Source organism: Noviherbaspirillum sp., assembly GCF_035254685.1.
In the GTDB taxonomy this organism is placed as follows: Bacteria; Pseudomonadota; Gammaproteobacteria; order Burkholderiales; family Burkholderiaceae_D; genus Noviherbaspirillum.
In genome coordinates, this window is the sequence record NZ_DATFAI010000010.1 from 104,645 (window position 1) to 119,566 (window position 14,922).

Annotated in this window: 15 protein-coding genes; 1 reads left to right on the plus strand and 14 read right to left on the minus strand. The window is 62.6% G+C overall.

Going from position 1 to position 14,922, the window contains the following annotated elements; genetic code table 11:
* Window positions 1-132: 132 nt before the first annotated feature.
* The 10 genes from hutI to VJ698_RS02630 all read right to left on the minus strand — a co-directional run bounded on the left by hutI (window position 133) and on the right by VJ698_RS02630 (window position 11,092).
* On the minus strand, window positions 133-1,365 hold the full coding sequence (gene hutI, locus VJ698_RS02585) for an imidazolonepropionase (protein WP_324101096.1): 1,233 nt from the start codon (window positions 1,363-1,365) through the stop codon (window positions 133-135).
* On the minus strand, window positions 1,355-1,951 hold the full coding sequence (locus VJ698_RS02590) for a HutD family protein (protein WP_324101097.1): 597 nt from the start codon (window positions 1,949-1,951) through the stop codon (window positions 1,355-1,357). Before VJ698_RS02590 ends, hutI begins: the two co-directional genes overlap by 11 nt.
* 6 nt (window positions 1,952-1,957) lie before the next feature.
* Window positions 1,958-2,911 carry a formimidoylglutamase gene (gene hutG / locus VJ698_RS02595; RefSeq protein ID WP_324101098.1) on the minus strand — a complete coding sequence of 318 codons (954 nt, stop codon included), beginning with the start codon at window positions 2,909-2,911 and terminating at the stop codon, window positions 1,958-1,960.
* Window position 2,912: 1 nt separating this feature from the next.
* Entirely contained in the window at window positions 2,913-4,448 is a 1,536-nt protein-coding gene (hutH, locus tag VJ698_RS02600) for a histidine ammonia-lyase (RefSeq protein WP_324101099.1), read from the minus strand.
* 420 nt (window positions 4,449-4,868) lie between these two features.
* Window positions 4,869-6,599, minus strand: coding sequence for a urocanate hydratase (gene hutU / locus VJ698_RS02605; RefSeq protein ID WP_324101100.1), 1,731 nt, complete (start codon window positions 6,597-6,599; stop codon window positions 4,869-4,871).
* 26 nt (window positions 6,600-6,625) lie between these two features.
* Window positions 6,626-7,330, minus strand: coding sequence for an ABC transporter ATP-binding protein (locus VJ698_RS02610; protein WP_324101101.1), 705 nt, complete (start codon window positions 7,328-7,330; stop codon window positions 6,626-6,628).
* On the minus strand, window positions 7,323-8,141 hold the full coding sequence (locus VJ698_RS02615) for an ABC transporter ATP-binding protein (protein WP_324101102.1): 819 nt from the start codon (window positions 8,139-8,141) through the stop codon (window positions 7,323-7,325). The genes VJ698_RS02610 and VJ698_RS02615 overlap by 8 nt, the downstream gene beginning before the upstream one ends.
* Window positions 8,138-8,998, minus strand: coding sequence for a branched-chain amino acid ABC transporter permease (locus VJ698_RS02620; RefSeq protein ID WP_324101103.1), 861 nt, complete (start codon window positions 8,996-8,998; stop codon window positions 8,138-8,140). Before VJ698_RS02620 ends, VJ698_RS02615 begins: the two co-directional genes overlap by 4 nt.
* A gap of 2 nt (window positions 8,999-9,000) precedes the next feature.
* Window positions 9,001-9,864 carry a branched-chain amino acid ABC transporter permease gene (locus VJ698_RS02625; RefSeq protein ID WP_324101104.1) on the minus strand — a complete coding sequence of 288 codons (864 nt, stop codon included), beginning with the start codon at window positions 9,862-9,864 and terminating at the stop codon, window positions 9,001-9,003.
* 64 nt (window positions 9,865-9,928) lie between these two features.
* Window positions 9,929-11,092: an ABC transporter substrate-binding protein gene (locus tag VJ698_RS02630; RefSeq protein ID WP_324101105.1), complete on the minus strand. Its 1,164-nt coding sequence runs from the start codon at window positions 11,090-11,092 to the stop codon at window positions 9,929-9,931.
* 168 nt (window positions 11,093-11,260) lie between these two features.
* On the opposite strand from VJ698_RS02630, the gene hutC reads away from it, so the two are divergent.
* Window positions 11,261-12,001, plus strand: coding sequence for a histidine utilization repressor (gene hutC, locus VJ698_RS02635; RefSeq protein WP_414691092.1), 741 nt, complete (start codon window positions 11,261-11,263; stop codon window positions 11,999-12,001).
* 200 nt (window positions 12,002-12,201) lie between these two features.
* Here hutC and VJ698_RS02640 read toward each other — a convergent pair whose 3' ends face one another.
* The 4 genes from VJ698_RS02640 to modA are packed head-to-tail and all read right to left on the minus strand — an operon-like array spanning window position 12,202 to window position 14,915.
* Window positions 12,202-13,083 carry an ABC transporter ATP-binding protein gene (locus VJ698_RS02640; RefSeq protein WP_324101106.1) on the minus strand — a complete coding sequence of 294 codons (882 nt, stop codon included), beginning with the start codon at window positions 13,081-13,083 and terminating at the stop codon, window positions 12,202-12,204.
* Window position 13,084: 1 nt separating this feature from the next.
* A complete protein-coding gene (gene modB, locus VJ698_RS02645) occupies window positions 13,085-13,756 on the minus strand; it encodes a molybdate ABC transporter permease subunit (RefSeq protein WP_324101107.1) in 672 nt (223 codons plus the stop codon).
* On the minus strand, window positions 13,753-14,163 hold the full coding sequence (locus VJ698_RS02650) for a TOBE domain-containing protein (protein WP_324101108.1): 411 nt from the start codon (window positions 14,161-14,163) through the stop codon (window positions 13,753-13,755). Before VJ698_RS02650 ends, modB begins: the two co-directional genes overlap by 4 nt.
* Window positions 14,160-14,915 carry a molybdate ABC transporter substrate-binding protein gene (modA, locus tag VJ698_RS02655; protein ID WP_324101109.1) on the minus strand — a complete coding sequence of 252 codons (756 nt, stop codon included), beginning with the start codon at window positions 14,913-14,915 and terminating at the stop codon, window positions 14,160-14,162. The genes VJ698_RS02650 and modA overlap by 4 nt, the downstream gene beginning before the upstream one ends.
* Window positions 14,916-14,922: the final 7 nt, after the last annotated feature.

The window sequence follows — 14,922 nt, forward strand, 5'->3', positions numbered from 1 at the left end:
AAAACACGAAAAACACGAAAGGCACGAAAAATCTTTTTTTGTCTGGTGCGGTTCTTGAACCTCAAGGATGGGTGTGATGGATTTTCCACTCGTGTTTGTTGTGTTTTCCGTGGACCCTCCTAGCGCTCAACGTCACTCACGCACGACGCCTGCGACCACCACCTCACGGCAGGGATTTCCGCCAATTGCATAGGCCAGATCACCTGGCCTTTCAATCGACCACAAGGCGAAATCCGCCGCTTTGCCGACCGCCAGGCTGCCCGTTTCTTGTTCCAGTCCGAGCGCTCGCGCCGCGTGCCGCGTCGTGCCCGCCAAGGCTTCCTGCGGCGTAAGACGGAACAGCGTGCACGCCATGTTCATCGCCAGCAGCAGCGAGGTCATCGGCGAGGTGCCGGGATTGCAGTCGGTGGAGATGGCGATCGGCACGCGAGCTTCGCGTAGCGCCTGTACCGGCGGCATCTTCGTCTCGCGCAGGAAATAAAACGCGCCGGGCAGAAGCACCGCGACGGTGCCGGCGTCGGCCATGGCATCGACGCCGGCCTGCGACAGATATTCCAAATGATCGGCCGAGAGGCCGCGATAGCGCGCGGTGAGCGTGGCACCGCCCTGATCGGACAACTGCTCGGCATGCAGTTTGACCGGCAGCCCGAGCGATTGCGCGGCACGGAACACGCGTTCGGTCTGATCTGCGGAGAAGCCGATCTTTTCGCAGAAGGCGTCAACCGCATCAACCAGGTTTTCGGCCGCCAGTGCAGGCAGCATTTCCTTGCAGACAAGATCGATATAATCATCCGCGCGGCCCCCATATTCCGGCGGCAGGGCGTGCGCACCAAGGAATGTGGTCCGAACGCGCAACGGCAGCATTTCTCCGAGGCGACGCGCGACGCGCAGCATCTTGCGTTCCGTCGCCAGATCAAGGCCATAGCCGGATTTGATTTCCAGCGTGGTTACGCCTTCCGCCAACAGGTTCTTCACGCGCGGCAGGCTGGCCGCCAGCAACTCCTGTTCCGATGCGGCGCGCGTCGCGCGCACCGTCGACATGATGCCGCCGCCGCGCCGCGCGATGTCCTCGTAGCTCGCGCCGTTCAGGCGTGCTTCGAATTCATCGCTGCGGTTGCCCGCGTAGACGATGTGGGTGTGGCAATCCACCAGCCCGGGCGTGAGCCAGTCGCCGCCGCCGTCATGCGTGGCCCTGGCCCGATGTCCGGAGGGAAGCGCGGCGCGCGGCCCGAGCCATGCGATACGGCCGTTGCGTACCGCAATCGCGGCGTCGCGGATTTCGCCGTAGCCCGCGGTCTCCGCCATCGTCGCCAGGTGAACGTTGACCCACAACGCATCCCATATGGCGTTTGCATCATTGGACATGATGTTCATCCTTGAAGGTAATCCTTGCGATATACACGGTCGCCGATGCCGACGAGAGAAGGATGCGTGCGCTTTCGCTGCGGTCGAGCAGAAGGGACTCGCCCTTGTCACAATGCATCGATTCGCCGGTCGCGTTGCGGCACTGAAGACTGCCATGCGCGATATAGGCAAACACCTGGTCGGCACGCTGCTTGAACTCCAGGCTTCCGTGGATCTGTATTGCTTGCAGCGCATGTTCGCAGCGGGCGCGGCGTGTCATGACGTTGAAATCGGCGAGAGGACCATCCGGCAGCTCTGTCTCGATCTGCTGCTCGCCACGGAACACGAAAACCTCGTTCCCGGCAGTGAGCAAGAACGCGGGCTCATCGTCGGCGACGATCGACAGTCTGCCGCGCAGCACGGCCAGCGAGCGATCGACGCCGGGGAAGAACGAGAACGGCCCGCCGGTGGCAATCTGCGCCGTGCTGATGCGCCAATCGAAATTGTCGAGGCCGGCGGAGGATGGAGACACTGCCAGTTGCGTGGTGCTGCCGCCTCCATTCTTCCATGGCATCGGAACGTAATCGGCAGCGGTCAGCTTGCGCATGGTGTCTCAGGCTCCGGATCGCTCCACGATGCGCGCCAGCAGGCGTGCCGCGACGCGCGCAGTGTGCTGTTCGATATCGAGGCCGGGATTGAGTTCGGCCAGGTCGGCCAGTCGCAGTTTGTCGCTGGCGCAAATCAGGTCGATGACGGGTTCGACGACTTCCAGCGGCACGCCGCGCGCGGCAGGCGCGCTGACGCCCGGCGCGACGCCGGCCGGCAGCACATCGAGGCAGATAGTGAAATAGACGTGGTCGACCTGGGCCAGGAAATCCGTGAGCGTCGCGCGTATCGCAGCCAGGTTCGCGACGTGCATGTCCTCGTCGAGCAGCCAGCGCACGCTGAGCGAACGCGCGCGGTCGAACAGGGCCTGCGTGTTGCCGAAGTCGCTGATGCCAAGCACGCAGTAGTGGAAGGGCCAGCCGCGCGACTGGCATTCTTCGGCGATCTGGCGAAATGGCGTGCCGGATGTCGCGCGGTCGGCCATGCGCAGGTCGAAATGCGCATCAAGGTTGACGATGCCGATGCGCGGCATGGCTTCCGTTGCGGCGAGATGGCGTGCCAGGCCGCCGAAGGAACCGAAGGCCATTTCATGCCCGCCGCCCATGGCAATCGGCAGCTTGCCGCGCGCCAGCAGATCGCTGATTCTTTCGGACAGTTCCTGCTGCGCGCTTTCCAGTTCGTCGCCGTTGCAGATCACATCGCCCGCATCGGCAATCGAGGTACAGCGGCGCACCGGCATGTTGCCGAGCGCTGCACGCAATGCCTGCGGCCCTTGTCGCGCTCCGGTGCGGCCGTGGTTGCGCGCCACACCCACATCGCAGGCGAAGCCGATCAACGCGACGCCGCCAGTGTCTGCCGCTGTCTCCAGCGGACGAACGATCTGGTGCCAGCGCTTGCCGCCTTCGCCTTCCGCTGCATCAATGCGTCCCTGCCAGCGGTTCATGTCTGCCGTCTGATGCATGTCAGTACAGTCCTCCAAACAAATCCTTGTTACTCGCGCCAAGATCGCCTTGAAGAACCATTTGCTTGGCTGCTTCAATATCCGGCGCGAAGAAGCGGTCCTTGTCATAGAAGGCCACGCGTTGGCGCAAGCCTTGTTGCACCTTCGCCAGGCGCGGCGAGGTCGCGAGCGGACGATGGAAATCGATGCCCTGCGCCGCAGCCAGCAGTTCGATGCCGACGATGGTGGCCGTGTTGTGTGCCATCTCGTGCAGGCGGCGGCCGGCGAAGGTCGCCATGCTCACGTGGTCTTCCTGGTTGGCAGAAGTCGGCAGGCTGTCCACGCTGGCGGGATGGGCGAGCGACTTGTTTTCCGAGGCGAGCGCGGCGGCGGTGACGTGCGCGATCATGAAGCCGGAGTTGAGGCCCGACGATGCGACGAGGAAGGGCGGCAGGCCGGACAGTGTGGAATCGATCAGGAGCGCGATGCGCCGCTCGGACAGCGCGCCGATTTCGGCGAGTGCCAGGGCGAGCGTATCGGCCGCGAAGGCGACCGGCTCGGCGTGGAAGTTGCCGCCGGAGATGACGTCTCCTTCCTCGGCGAAGACGAGCGGATTGTCGGTCACCGCGTTGGCTTCGATCAGCAGGGTACGGCCGGCGTTGCCGATCAGATCGAGACAGGCGCCCATCACTTGCGGCTGGCAGCGCAGGCTGTACGGATCCTGCACGCGTTCGTCGTTGACCAAATGGGATTTGCGGATCTCGCTGCCGGCAAGCAGTTCGCGATAGACATGCGCTACGGTAATCTGGCCGGGCTGGCCGCGCACCGCATGTACGCGCGGATCGAAGGGCGCGTCGCTGCCCTTGGCCGCATCGACCGCGAGCGCGCCGGACACCATCGCGGCTTCGAGCAGGCGTTCCGCCAGGAACAGGCCGTGCAGCGCAAGGGCCGTGGAGACTTGCGTGCCGTTGATCAGCGCGAGGCCTTCCTTGGAGGCGAGCCGGACGGGCTCAATGCCGGCCTGTTGCAAGGCTTCCTTCGCGGGTTGCAGCCCGCCGGCGACGCGCACATTGCCTTCGCCCATCAGTGCCAGCGTCATGTGCGACAGCGGTGCGAGGTCGCCGGATGCGCCTACTGAGCCCTTGCTGGGGATGCAGGGCATGATGCCGGCGTTGTAGAGCGCGATCATGGTGTCGATCACCGAGGCGCGGATGCCGGAATAGCCGCGTGCGAGGCTGCCGATTTTCATCGCGAGGATGAGGCGCGCCACTTCGTCTGCAATCAGTTCGCCGCTGCCGACGGAGTGCGACATGATGAGGTTGCGTTGCAGTTCTTCGAGCTTGTCGTTGGGGATGTGGGTCTTGGCGAGCTTGCCGAAGCCGGTGTTGATGCCATACGCGGGGGCGCCTTTTTCCACGATCTTGTGGATGGTGGAGGCGGAGGTGTTGATGGCGGTATAGGCTGATTTCGTCAATTCCAGCAGCGCGGCGTCGCGCCAGATATGGCGGAGGTTGTCGAGGCTGAGTTGGCCGGGGGTGATGGTGAGTTTGCTTGTCATTGGATGATGTTTTCTATGCGGCTTGTTCGTTGGTTGCGTTTTTTTGGCGCGATGGCTTTTTCCTCTTCCCCGTCATTCCCGCGAAGGCGGGAATCCAATGTGAGGTCTCTGTTTCTCTCTCCGGTAATGCAATGCGTTGTGCTCTCCGTGGAGACTTGCCGGGGGCGGCCCGGCAGCCGCTCACTTTTCTTGTCTCGCCAAGAAAAGTAAGCAAAAGAAGGCGGCCGCGGCGAGCTGCCCCTTCGGGGTTCCCGAAAATTTATGCAGCGAAGCGGGAAGCGAAATAACTCGCCCTCGCTACGCTCGGAGCTCAAACAGATTTCGCTTCTTTATCCGCTTCGCTGTATAAATTTTCGGCAGCTCACAGCGGAAACTGCAAAAGCCTCTAAGCGCGATCTGTTGAGGTCTTTGCTCGCCGCCTTACTTCACCATCGGCAATTTCAACCCGTTGCGCTTCGCGCACGCGATTGCCGTTTCATACCCGGCATCCGCATGCCGCATCACGCCCGACGCACTGTCATTCACCAGCACGCGCGCCAGTCGCTTCGCCGCCGCTTCCGTTCCATCCGCCACGATCACCATCCCGGCATGCTGCGAATACCCCATGCCGACGCCGCCGCCATGATGGAACGATACCCAGGTCGCGCCACCTGCCGTATTGAGCAGGGCATTGAGCAGCGGCCAGTCGGACACGGCGTCGGTGCCGTCCTTCATGCCTTCCGTTTCGCGGTTCGGGCTGGCGACCGATCCGGTGTCGAGATGGTCGCGGCCGATGACGATCGGGCCTTTCAGTTCGCCATTGCGGAACATCTCGTTGAATGCAAGCCCTGCGCGATGACGCTCGCCGAGGCCGAGCCAGCAGATGCGCGAAGGCAAACCCTGGAAGGCGATGCGGTCGTGTGCCATGTCGAGCCAGTTGTGCACGTGCTTGTTCTCCGGGAACAGTTCCTTGAGCTTCGCGTCCGTCTTGTAAATATCTTCCGGATCGCCGGAGAGCGCAACCCAGCGGAACGGACCCTTGCCTTCGCAGAACAACGGACGGATGTAGGCCGGCACGAAACCGGGGAAGTCAAAGGCGTTCTTCACGCCGGTGTCGAAGGCGACTTGGCGGATATTGTTGCCGTAATCCACCGTGGGGATGCCCATCGCGTGGAAGTCGAGCATGGCTTGCACATGCACGGCACAGGACTTCGCGGCGGCGGTGGTGAGCTGACCATGCTGCGCGTGATCGCGCTGCGCGGCCTTCCATTGCTCGACGGTCCAGCCGATGGGCAGGTAGCCGTTGACGAGGTCGTGCGCAGAGGTCTGGTCTGTGACGAGGTCGGGCTTGATGCCACCGGCCTTGGCCCGCTTCACCAGTTCCGGCAGGATTTCGGCGGCGTTGCCGAGCAGGCCGATGGAGATGGCTTCCTTGCGTGCGGTGTGGTGCTTGATGAGGGCGATGGCATCGTCGAGGTCCTTCGCCTGCTTGTCGAGGTAACGCGTACGCAGGCGGAAGTCGATGCTGCTTTGCTGGCATTCCACGACGAGCGATACCGCGCCGGCAAACGTTGCAGCCAGCGGCTGCGCACCGCCCATGCCGCCGAGCCCGGCGGTAAGAATCCAGCGGCCGGCCCAGTCGCCGTGGTAGTGCTGGCGGCCGGCTTCGGCGAAGGTTTCATAGGTGCCCTGTACGATGCCCTGGCTGCCGATGTAGATCCAGCTGCCCGCAGTCATCTGGCCATACATGAAGAGGCCTTTGTGGTCGAGTTCGTTGAAGTGTTCCCAGTTGGCCCATTTCGGCACGAGATTGGAGTTGGCGATCAGGACGCGCGGTGCGTCGGGATGCGTTTTGAATACGCCGACCGGCTTGCCGGACTGGATGAGCAGCGATTCATCGTCGTTCAGCTCCTTCAGCGTTTCCAGGATTTTGTCGAAGCATTCCCAGTTGCGCGCGGCGCGTCCGATGCCGCCGTACACCACGAGGTGCTTCGGATTTTCCGCGACTTCCGGATCGAGGTTGTTCTGGATCATGCGGTAGGCAGCTTCGGTCAGCCAGCTCTTGCACACCTTGTCGCTGCCGCGCGGTGCGCGGATGACCCGGCTTGCATCCCAGCGCGGATCCTTGTCCAGATCGTTGGCGAGATTGGTCGATTCGGTCATGGTATTCATGCTTGTTCCTTCCTTCGAATGAGGGTTCAGTGCAGGCCGAGGTAGGCCGCTGCCAAAGTGGGATCGTTGCGCGCGTCGCTCGCCTTGCCTTGCCAGACGGTGCGGCCGGATTCCAGCACGCAGACTTCGTCGGCGATGGACAGCACGCGGTCGGTGTTCTGTTCGACCAGCAGGATGGTCATGCCGTCCTGCTGCAGTTGCCTGAGTGCGCGATAGCACAGGTCGATGACCTTGGGCATCAGTCCGAGCGAGAGCTCGTCGATCATGATGAGCCTCGGTCGCGCCATCAGCGCGCGGCCGATGGCGAGCATCTGCTGCTCGCCGCCGGACAGGTTGCCGGCCAGCGACTGCAGGCGCTCGCCGAGACGCGGGAACAGGTTGAGCACATAGTCGCGGTCCTGCGCGAAGCGGCGGGCGGGTTGTGTCAATCCGCCGACGCGCAGGTTGTCTTCCACGCTCAGGTCCTTGAACAGGCGGCGGCCTTCCGGCGAGATGGCGATGCCGCGCCGCACGCGCTGGTCCGGCGCCAGCCTGCTGATGTCCTGGCCGTCGAACATGATGGCGCCGCCTTGCAGGGTGACATGACCAGCCACGCACATGAGCGTGGAGGACTTGCCGGCGCCGTTCGCGCCGATCAGGCCGGTGATGGTGCCCGGATGCAGCGTGAGCGACAGGTCGCCGACCGCCTGGAAAGCGCCATAGCCGCAGGAGAGATGATGGATTTCAAGCATGATGTCCTCCGGCAACGGCCAGGCCGGGGTGTTGCGCCTCTTCCGCTGGCTCGGCATCGCCACCGAGATACGCGGCGCGCACGGCCGGGTCTTCCATCACCGCGCGCGGCTCGCCGCTGGCGATCCTGCGGCCATTGTCGAGCACGACGAGCCGCTGGCAGATGCGCATGACTTCGCCGAGGTTGTGTTCGATCAGGATGATGCTGACGCCCTGGTGATTGATGTCGGCAATGGTGTCGGCGAGCGCGCGGGCTTCCTTCGAATTCAGTCCGGCCAGCGGTTCGTCGAGCAGCAGCAGCTTCGGCTTGAGCGCCAGCGCACGCGCCATTTCGAGGCGCTTGAGAACACCCAGCGGCTGGATGCCCGGCATCTGGTCCGCATAAGCGCCGATGCCGACGCGCTCCAGCATGGCGCGGCCGATTGCGGCTTCTTCGTCCTGCGCCACGTGCAGCAGGGCTCTCATCGGTGAACGCGTGCGGTCCATGCCGGCGGCGAGCGCCACGTTGTCGAGCACCGAGATTTCGCGGAAGGGTTTCACCAGTTGCTGCGAGAGCGACAGGCCTTTCCGGATGCGCTTGTGGATCGGCAAGTCGTTCAGCTTTTCACCTTCCAGCCGGACTTCACCGTGCGTGGCGCGCACCACACCGGTAATGGCGCGCAGCATGGTGGTCTTGCCCGCGCCGTTCGGCCCGATCAGGCCGAGCAGCTCGCCCGGACAGACATCGAAGGAGACGCGGTCGATTGCCGTCAGGCCACCGAAACGCACGGTCACATCCGACACGCTGAGCAGCGCCTGTTGAGTCTTGCTCATGCGCGGCCTCCTTGCGCGGTGCGCTTACGGTTCACCACGCGTGCAACCATGCTGGCCATACCGCCCGGCGAGAAGCGCATCATCAGGAACAGCAGGCCGCCATACACCAGCAGCTTGTAGTCGCCGATGAACTGGAACCACGCCGGGAGTGCGCTCATCACCGCCGCGCCGACGGCCACGCCCAGCACCGAGCCGATGCCGCCGACCACCACCATCGACAGCACGGTGACGGATTCCACGAAGCCGAAACTGTCCGGACCGATGAACTTCAGGTGCTGCGCATACAGACCGCCCGCAAGGCCCGCCAGGGCGGTGCCGATGGCGAAAGCCGCCAGCTTGTAGCGCGGCACGTCGATTCCGAGCACGCGCATGGTGTCCTCGTCTTCCGCCACGCCCTTGAAGACGCGGCCCATCCAGCACTTGCGGATGTAGATGCACAGCGCGGCAGTGGCGACGCACAGGATTACGCAGAGCAGCATGAAGCCGGTTTTCGACAGCCCGGAATCGGGAATCGCGGAGACGCCGAGTTCGCCGCCCAGCCATTCCTGCTGGCGGACCACGCCGACGAACAGGAAGCCAACGCCCATCGTCGTGATCGCGAGGAAGTCGGCGCGCACACGCAGGCTGGCCAGACCGACCACGACGCCGATCATGCCGGCCAGCAGCATCGCCAGCGGCAGCGTGGCAAGGAAGGGAATACCGTTCTTCGCCAGCAGCGCCGATAGGTAGGCGCCGATGCCAAGAAACGCCGCGTGGCCGAGGCTGATCTGGCCGCAGAAACCGGTGATCAGGTTCAGCGACAGCGCGAACAGCACGCTAATCGCCATCGAGGTGAGCAGGGAGATTTCGTATTCCATGCTTATCCCCTTGCGAACAGGCCTTGCGGGCGCACCATCAGCACCGCGATGAGGAAGGCAAAGGCGATGGCGTTGCGGTCGAGCAGCTTGCCGAGGTAGATCGTGCCGAACGATTCGATCACGCCCAGCACCAGTGCGGCGAGCAGGGTGCCGCGCACCGAGCCCATCCCGCCCAGCACGATGATCGCCAGCCCCTTGTAGGACGGCACGCTGCCCATGGTCGGCTCGACCAGGTTGTTCAGCAGTGCTACCCAGACGCCGGCGAATCCGGCCAGTGCGGAACCGATGAAGAAGTTGATGTCGCGCACCTGGCGCAGCCGGATGCCGAAGGATTCGGCCATCTGCGGATCGGATACGGTTGCCTGACAAGCAACGCCGACACGGGTCTTGTTCTGCAGGGAGCCGAGCAGGCCGATGATGACGGCCGTGCCGATCATGACCATGAGCTCCGCTTCCTTGAATTGCAGCCCGCCGAACAGCGCAACCTGCTGCTGCAGCGGTGGATTCTGGTAGGACAGGCCCGACGCGCCGAACACGATGCGGAACAATTCTTCGAAGGCGATGTACAGGCCGATCGACGCGATCAGCGCGACGAAGGGCGGCTGCTTCAGGATCGGTTCATAGCACAGGCGGAACATCGCGACGCCGGCCAGCCCCGATATCAGCATCGCCACGGCGAAGCCGAGCAGCAGGCTGCCGGTCGCGTTGGTGACCAGCACGCCGAGATAGCCGCCCAGCGTGAACAATGCGGCATGCGCCACATGAAGAATGCGCAGCAGGCCATACACCAGCGTCAGCCCCAGCGCCACCAGCGCATAAATGCTGCCCTGGACCAGGCCTTGCGCGGTCAGCTCGAGAAAGAGCATCTCCACTCCTCAACAATTGAATCATTGACGCGGGCGGTACGTGGCCGCCCGCGCTTTGCTCTTTTTACTTCGCGGGCTTCGACGGCGGCGTCAGCATCGGGCCGGTGAGCACCGAATGACGATGGAATGCCTTGTCCTTGACGATCTGCACCTGCACATCCTTCTTCACTTCATGCAGGTCATTGAAGGACAGCTTGCCGATCGGCGTGTCGTAGCTGCCGGCAGCCAGCGCATTCTTCAGCGCTTCGCCGCCCTTGCCACTGGTCTTCTTCAGGCCGTCGATCAGCACGCTCGTTGCGGTGTAGGCGGAAGCCGCGACCATGTCGGCGTTGGTGTTGGTCGCCTTGCGGAAATCGGCAAGGAAGGTCTTCGTCACTGGCGAGTCGGAATCGCGGTCAAGCGAGGTCGTGACGTAGACGCCTTCCGACGCCGGGCCGGCGATCTCCATGAACTTGTCTGAGTCGTAGCCTTCCTGGCCGATGATGGGCGCGCTCACGCCGGCCGAACGCAACTGGCTGACCAGCGGGCCGGCGGTGAAGTAGTAGCCGGAGGCGTAGATGATGTCCGGGTTGTCAGACTTCACTTTCGAGACGAGCGCACCGAACTGGCGATCCGCCATGCCGTATTCGTATTCATTGACGACCTGCAGGCCGAACTTCGGCGCACCCTCCTTGAAACCAGCGGCGAGCGCCTGGCCGAAGTCGTTCTTCAGCGTGATCATGACGACCTTCTTCTTGCCGAGGTTCTGCACCAGCATCGACCCGGCGCGGCCCTGCACTTCGCCCATCGCGGCGGTGCGGAACATGTAGTCGCCGGCCAGTGTGATTTCAGGATGGATCGCATAGGCGACCACGTACGGTACTTTGGCCTGCTGGAAAATCGACGCTGCTGCCCGCGTGGAACCGGAATACGAGCCGGATACCGCGCCCACCACCTTGTCCTTCTCCACCAGCTTGGTGGCGACCGGCACGGCCTCCTTCGGCGAGGCCTGGTCGTCATAGATCACCAGTTCCAGTTTTTGTCCGGCGACGCCGCCCTTGGCATTGGCCTGCGCCACGGCCAGCTTCGCGCCTTCGAGTGCGGACTTGCCGTCGGAGGCGGCAAAGCCGGTCAGCGGTACGTTGAAGCCGATCTTGATATCGGCAAAGGCCGGCGCAGCCGTGAAGGCCGTAAAGGCGGCGCCAAGGACTGTGAAAGTGAGTAGTTGCTTGCGGCGGAATGGAATCATTTATTGTCTCCTGAAGTTGCACCACACCATGCTTGAGCCCAATTGCGTACTCGACCCCGTCGAGTCGTCGGTGTATCATAAGTTGTATATACAACTCACGCAAGAAAAATCTTAATTGACAATACAAGTCGTTACCATAAAATGCAGGCTCACTGACAAGAGGGCGGGATGAAAGACGGTTCGGAAAGCGGGATGGCATCGGAAGAAACAGCGGAGCGCGTGCCTGCTTTTCAACACATCAAGAATTACCTGCTGGCAGAAATCCAGGCGGGCACCTGGAAGGAGGGCGAGGCGATTCCTTCCGAGCAGGCACTGGCGAAACAGTTCGGCGTGTCGCGCATGACCGTGAACCGCGCGGTGCGCGAACTGACCGACGAGCAGATCCTCACGCGCGTCCAGGGCTCCGGCACCTATGTCGCGCAGCACAAGTACCAGGCGACGCTGGTCGAGATCAAAAGCATTGCGGAAGAAGTGCGGGCACGCGGGGACGAGCATCGCAGCGAACTGCATTTGCTGGAACGCAGCAAGGCAAACGAATTGCTGGCGCAGCCCTTCGGCGTCAAGGCCGGCCATCCCTTGTTCCATTCGGTGATCGTTCACTTCGAGAACAACATCCCGATCCAGGTCGAAGACCGCTGGGTCAATCCTGAAGTCGCCCCCGACTATATGCAGCAGGACTTCTCGGCGATCACCCCGAACGAATACCTGATGGCCGCCGCCCCTCTGCAAGGCGTGCAGTACAGCATCGAAGCGCTGGTCGCCCCGCGCGAAATAGCCGAGATGCTGCACATCACATCACGCGAGCCCTGCCTCGTCCTCAAACGAAGAACTTTGTCAAAAGGCCAGGTCGCCACCGTCGCCACCATGTGGCACCCGGGCAGCCGTTACCAGTTCGCGGGGAGCTTTTAGGATCGCCCACGGAAAGCACGGAAAGCACGGAAAGAAAGACACGAATTTTTCCGTGTTTTTTGTGTTTTCCGTGGACAAAGATTTTTCAAGACCGTCCACGAAAAACACGAAAGACACGAACGACAAGAAAGACGTAAAAGATCCAGCTTTTCCTTTCGTGCTTTTCGTGCTTTTCGTGTTTTTCGTGGACAAAACGCCTTTCAGCGCACCGTCTTCTGCCTGAAGAGAAGCGGACTGAATGCCTTCGCGGATACCGAGACAAAATCCCCTTCGTGGAGACCCTCGATCTCGTCATCGGAGGCGATCACTTCGACGATGTCCTGGCCGATCAGCAGCGAGACGATGTGCACGACTTCTTCGTGGCGGATCGCCAGCACCTGCGCATGGACGTTGAGCTTGCCGGCGACCCGATGCTGCAGGAAGACTTCCGAGGGCGTGCCGGTTTCCGCGATGCGGCCATGTTCCAGTTTCAGCACGCGCTGCGAAAGCTTGAACACTTCGCCGATGTCGTGGCTGACGAGCAGGGTGGTGAGGCCGAGACGCTGGTGCAGGCGCAGCAGGTCGTCCTGCAGCTGGCTGCGCATAGCGGCATCGAGCGCGGACAGCGGTTCGTCGAGCAGCAGGAGTTTCGGCCTGCGTGCCACTGCGCGCGCGAGCGCGACGCGCTGCTTCTGCCCGCCCGACAATGAGCCGGGCAGACGATGCTGCAAGCCCGTCAGTCCGGCCAGTTCGAGCAGTTCATCCACCCATGCGCTGTCGTTCTTCGAGGTGGCGTAGGCCACGTTTTCGCGCACGCTCAGATTGGGGAACAGCGCATAATCCTGGAACACGAAGCCGATCGCGCGTTTCTGTGGCGGCAGGTTGATCCGCTTCTGCGCGTCGAACCAGATTTCGCCATTCACCACGAGACGGCCGCTGTCCGGTTCGGTCAGGCCAGCCAGCATGCGCAGTATCGTCGTCTTGCCGGCACCTGAAGCGCCGAAGAGCGTCACCAGGCTGCGGCTTTCGATGACGGCATCGACAGCGAGATCGAGCCGCCCCGACGCACTCTGCAAGCTCTTGTTGAGGACGAGGTCGATCATGTCAGCGCGCCACCAGCCATTTCTTGTTGACGACGTAGACGGTCAGCAGGATCGCGAAGCTGATCGCAAACAGCACGAAGGCGTAGAAGTTCGCAGCAGCGTAATTCAGGCTCTCCACTTCATCGTAAATGGCGATGGACGCGACCTTCGTCACGCCGGGAATGTTCCCGCCGATCATCAGGATCACGCCGAATTCACCGATGGTGTGCGCGAAGCTCAGCACCGCACCGGACAGCAGGGCGGGCTTGATGTTCGGCAGCAGCACACGGAACAGCGTCACAAGGTCGGATTTGCCCAGCGTGCGAGAGGCCTCGACCAGCGACGCAGGCAGGCCCTGGAAGCCGGACTGGATCGGATGGACCATGAAGGGCAGGCTGAAGATGATCGATCCGATGACCAGGCCCGCAAAGCTGAATACCAGCCGGACATGCAGCCATTGCTCCAGCCACTGGCCGAATGCATGCTGCGGACTGAAAGCGAGCAGCAGGTAGAAACCGAGTACCGAGGGTGGCAGCACCAGCGGCATGCTCACCAGTGTCTCGATCACCGGCTTGAAGCGGGTGCGCGTGGTGGCGATCCAGTAGGCGAGCGGAATGCCGACGAGGAACAGGATCAGCGTCGTGATCGCCGCGAGGCGGAAGGTCAGCAGCAGCGGTTGCCAGTCGTAAGTCATTGCGCCGTCTCCGGCACGAGCGTCATCTCGTTGGCTTTCACGAGGCCTTCGACTTCATCTCCGACGGTGAGCGACAGCGCGTGCGATGAGCGCGTCGTGATGACCGATTCGATCGCATGACCATGGAAATTCAGCGCCACCTTGCTCAGCAGCTTGCCGCGTTCGATGCCGGTAACGACGCAGGGAATGCGGTTGCGCATGCTGATGAGGCCGGACAGGTTCTTCGCAAGTGATACTTCCGTTTCCTTGAACAGCAGTGCCACCGCCATTCCTGGCTTCCACGCCGCGACTTCGTCGCCCGCGCCGATCATCGTCGCCGTGAAACGATAATCGCCTACGGCCGCTTCGACCACGGCGATGCTGCCATGCGCATCGACCGCGGAAATGACGGCGGGCAGGCGATTCATGGCAGCAGGTATCCGTAGCGCTCGAAGATGGCGCGCGCCTTCGCGGAGAGCACGAAGTCCTGGAACTGTTGCGCCAGCTTGGGATTCCCCTGCTGGCCGTGCTTGAGCACGACGATGCCCTGTGCAATCGGCCGGTACGCTGCCTTCGGCACGTCGATCCACTTGCCTTGGCCCTTCATTTCCGGCGAGAGCACGACCGACTTCGCGGTGAATCCTGCATCGGCTGCGCGGGAATGGATGTACTGGTTGGTCTGCGCGATGCTCTCGCCATACACCAGCTTGTCTTTCAAGGCAGTGTCGAGCCTGAAATAGGCCAGCGCCTTCATGGTTTCACGGCCATACGGTGCGGTCTTCGGATTGGCGACGGCGATCCGGCTGACCGCCGGGCTGGTGAGGGCATCCTGCCACTTGCCGAGATCGAGGTCCTTCATCGTCCACAGCACCAGTGCGCCGTACGCATACGGCTTCGGCGCAGCGGCGGCAAAACCTTCCGTGTGCAGTTTTTCCGGATAGTCCATGTCGGCTGACAGGAACACGTCAAAGGGTGCGCCGCTCATGATTTGGGCGGTCAGCTTGCCGGACGAGCTGAATACCGGCTTCAGGTCGTGGCCGGTGTCCTTCCTGAACGCTGCTTGCAATTCATCGAATGCGTACTGCACATTGGCGGCGACAGCAACCGTCAGTGTGTCGGCGAAGGCCGCCGGAGTAGCGAGGGACAGCAAGGCGGCAAAAAGAAAGAGAAAGCGCTTCATGCCGCCC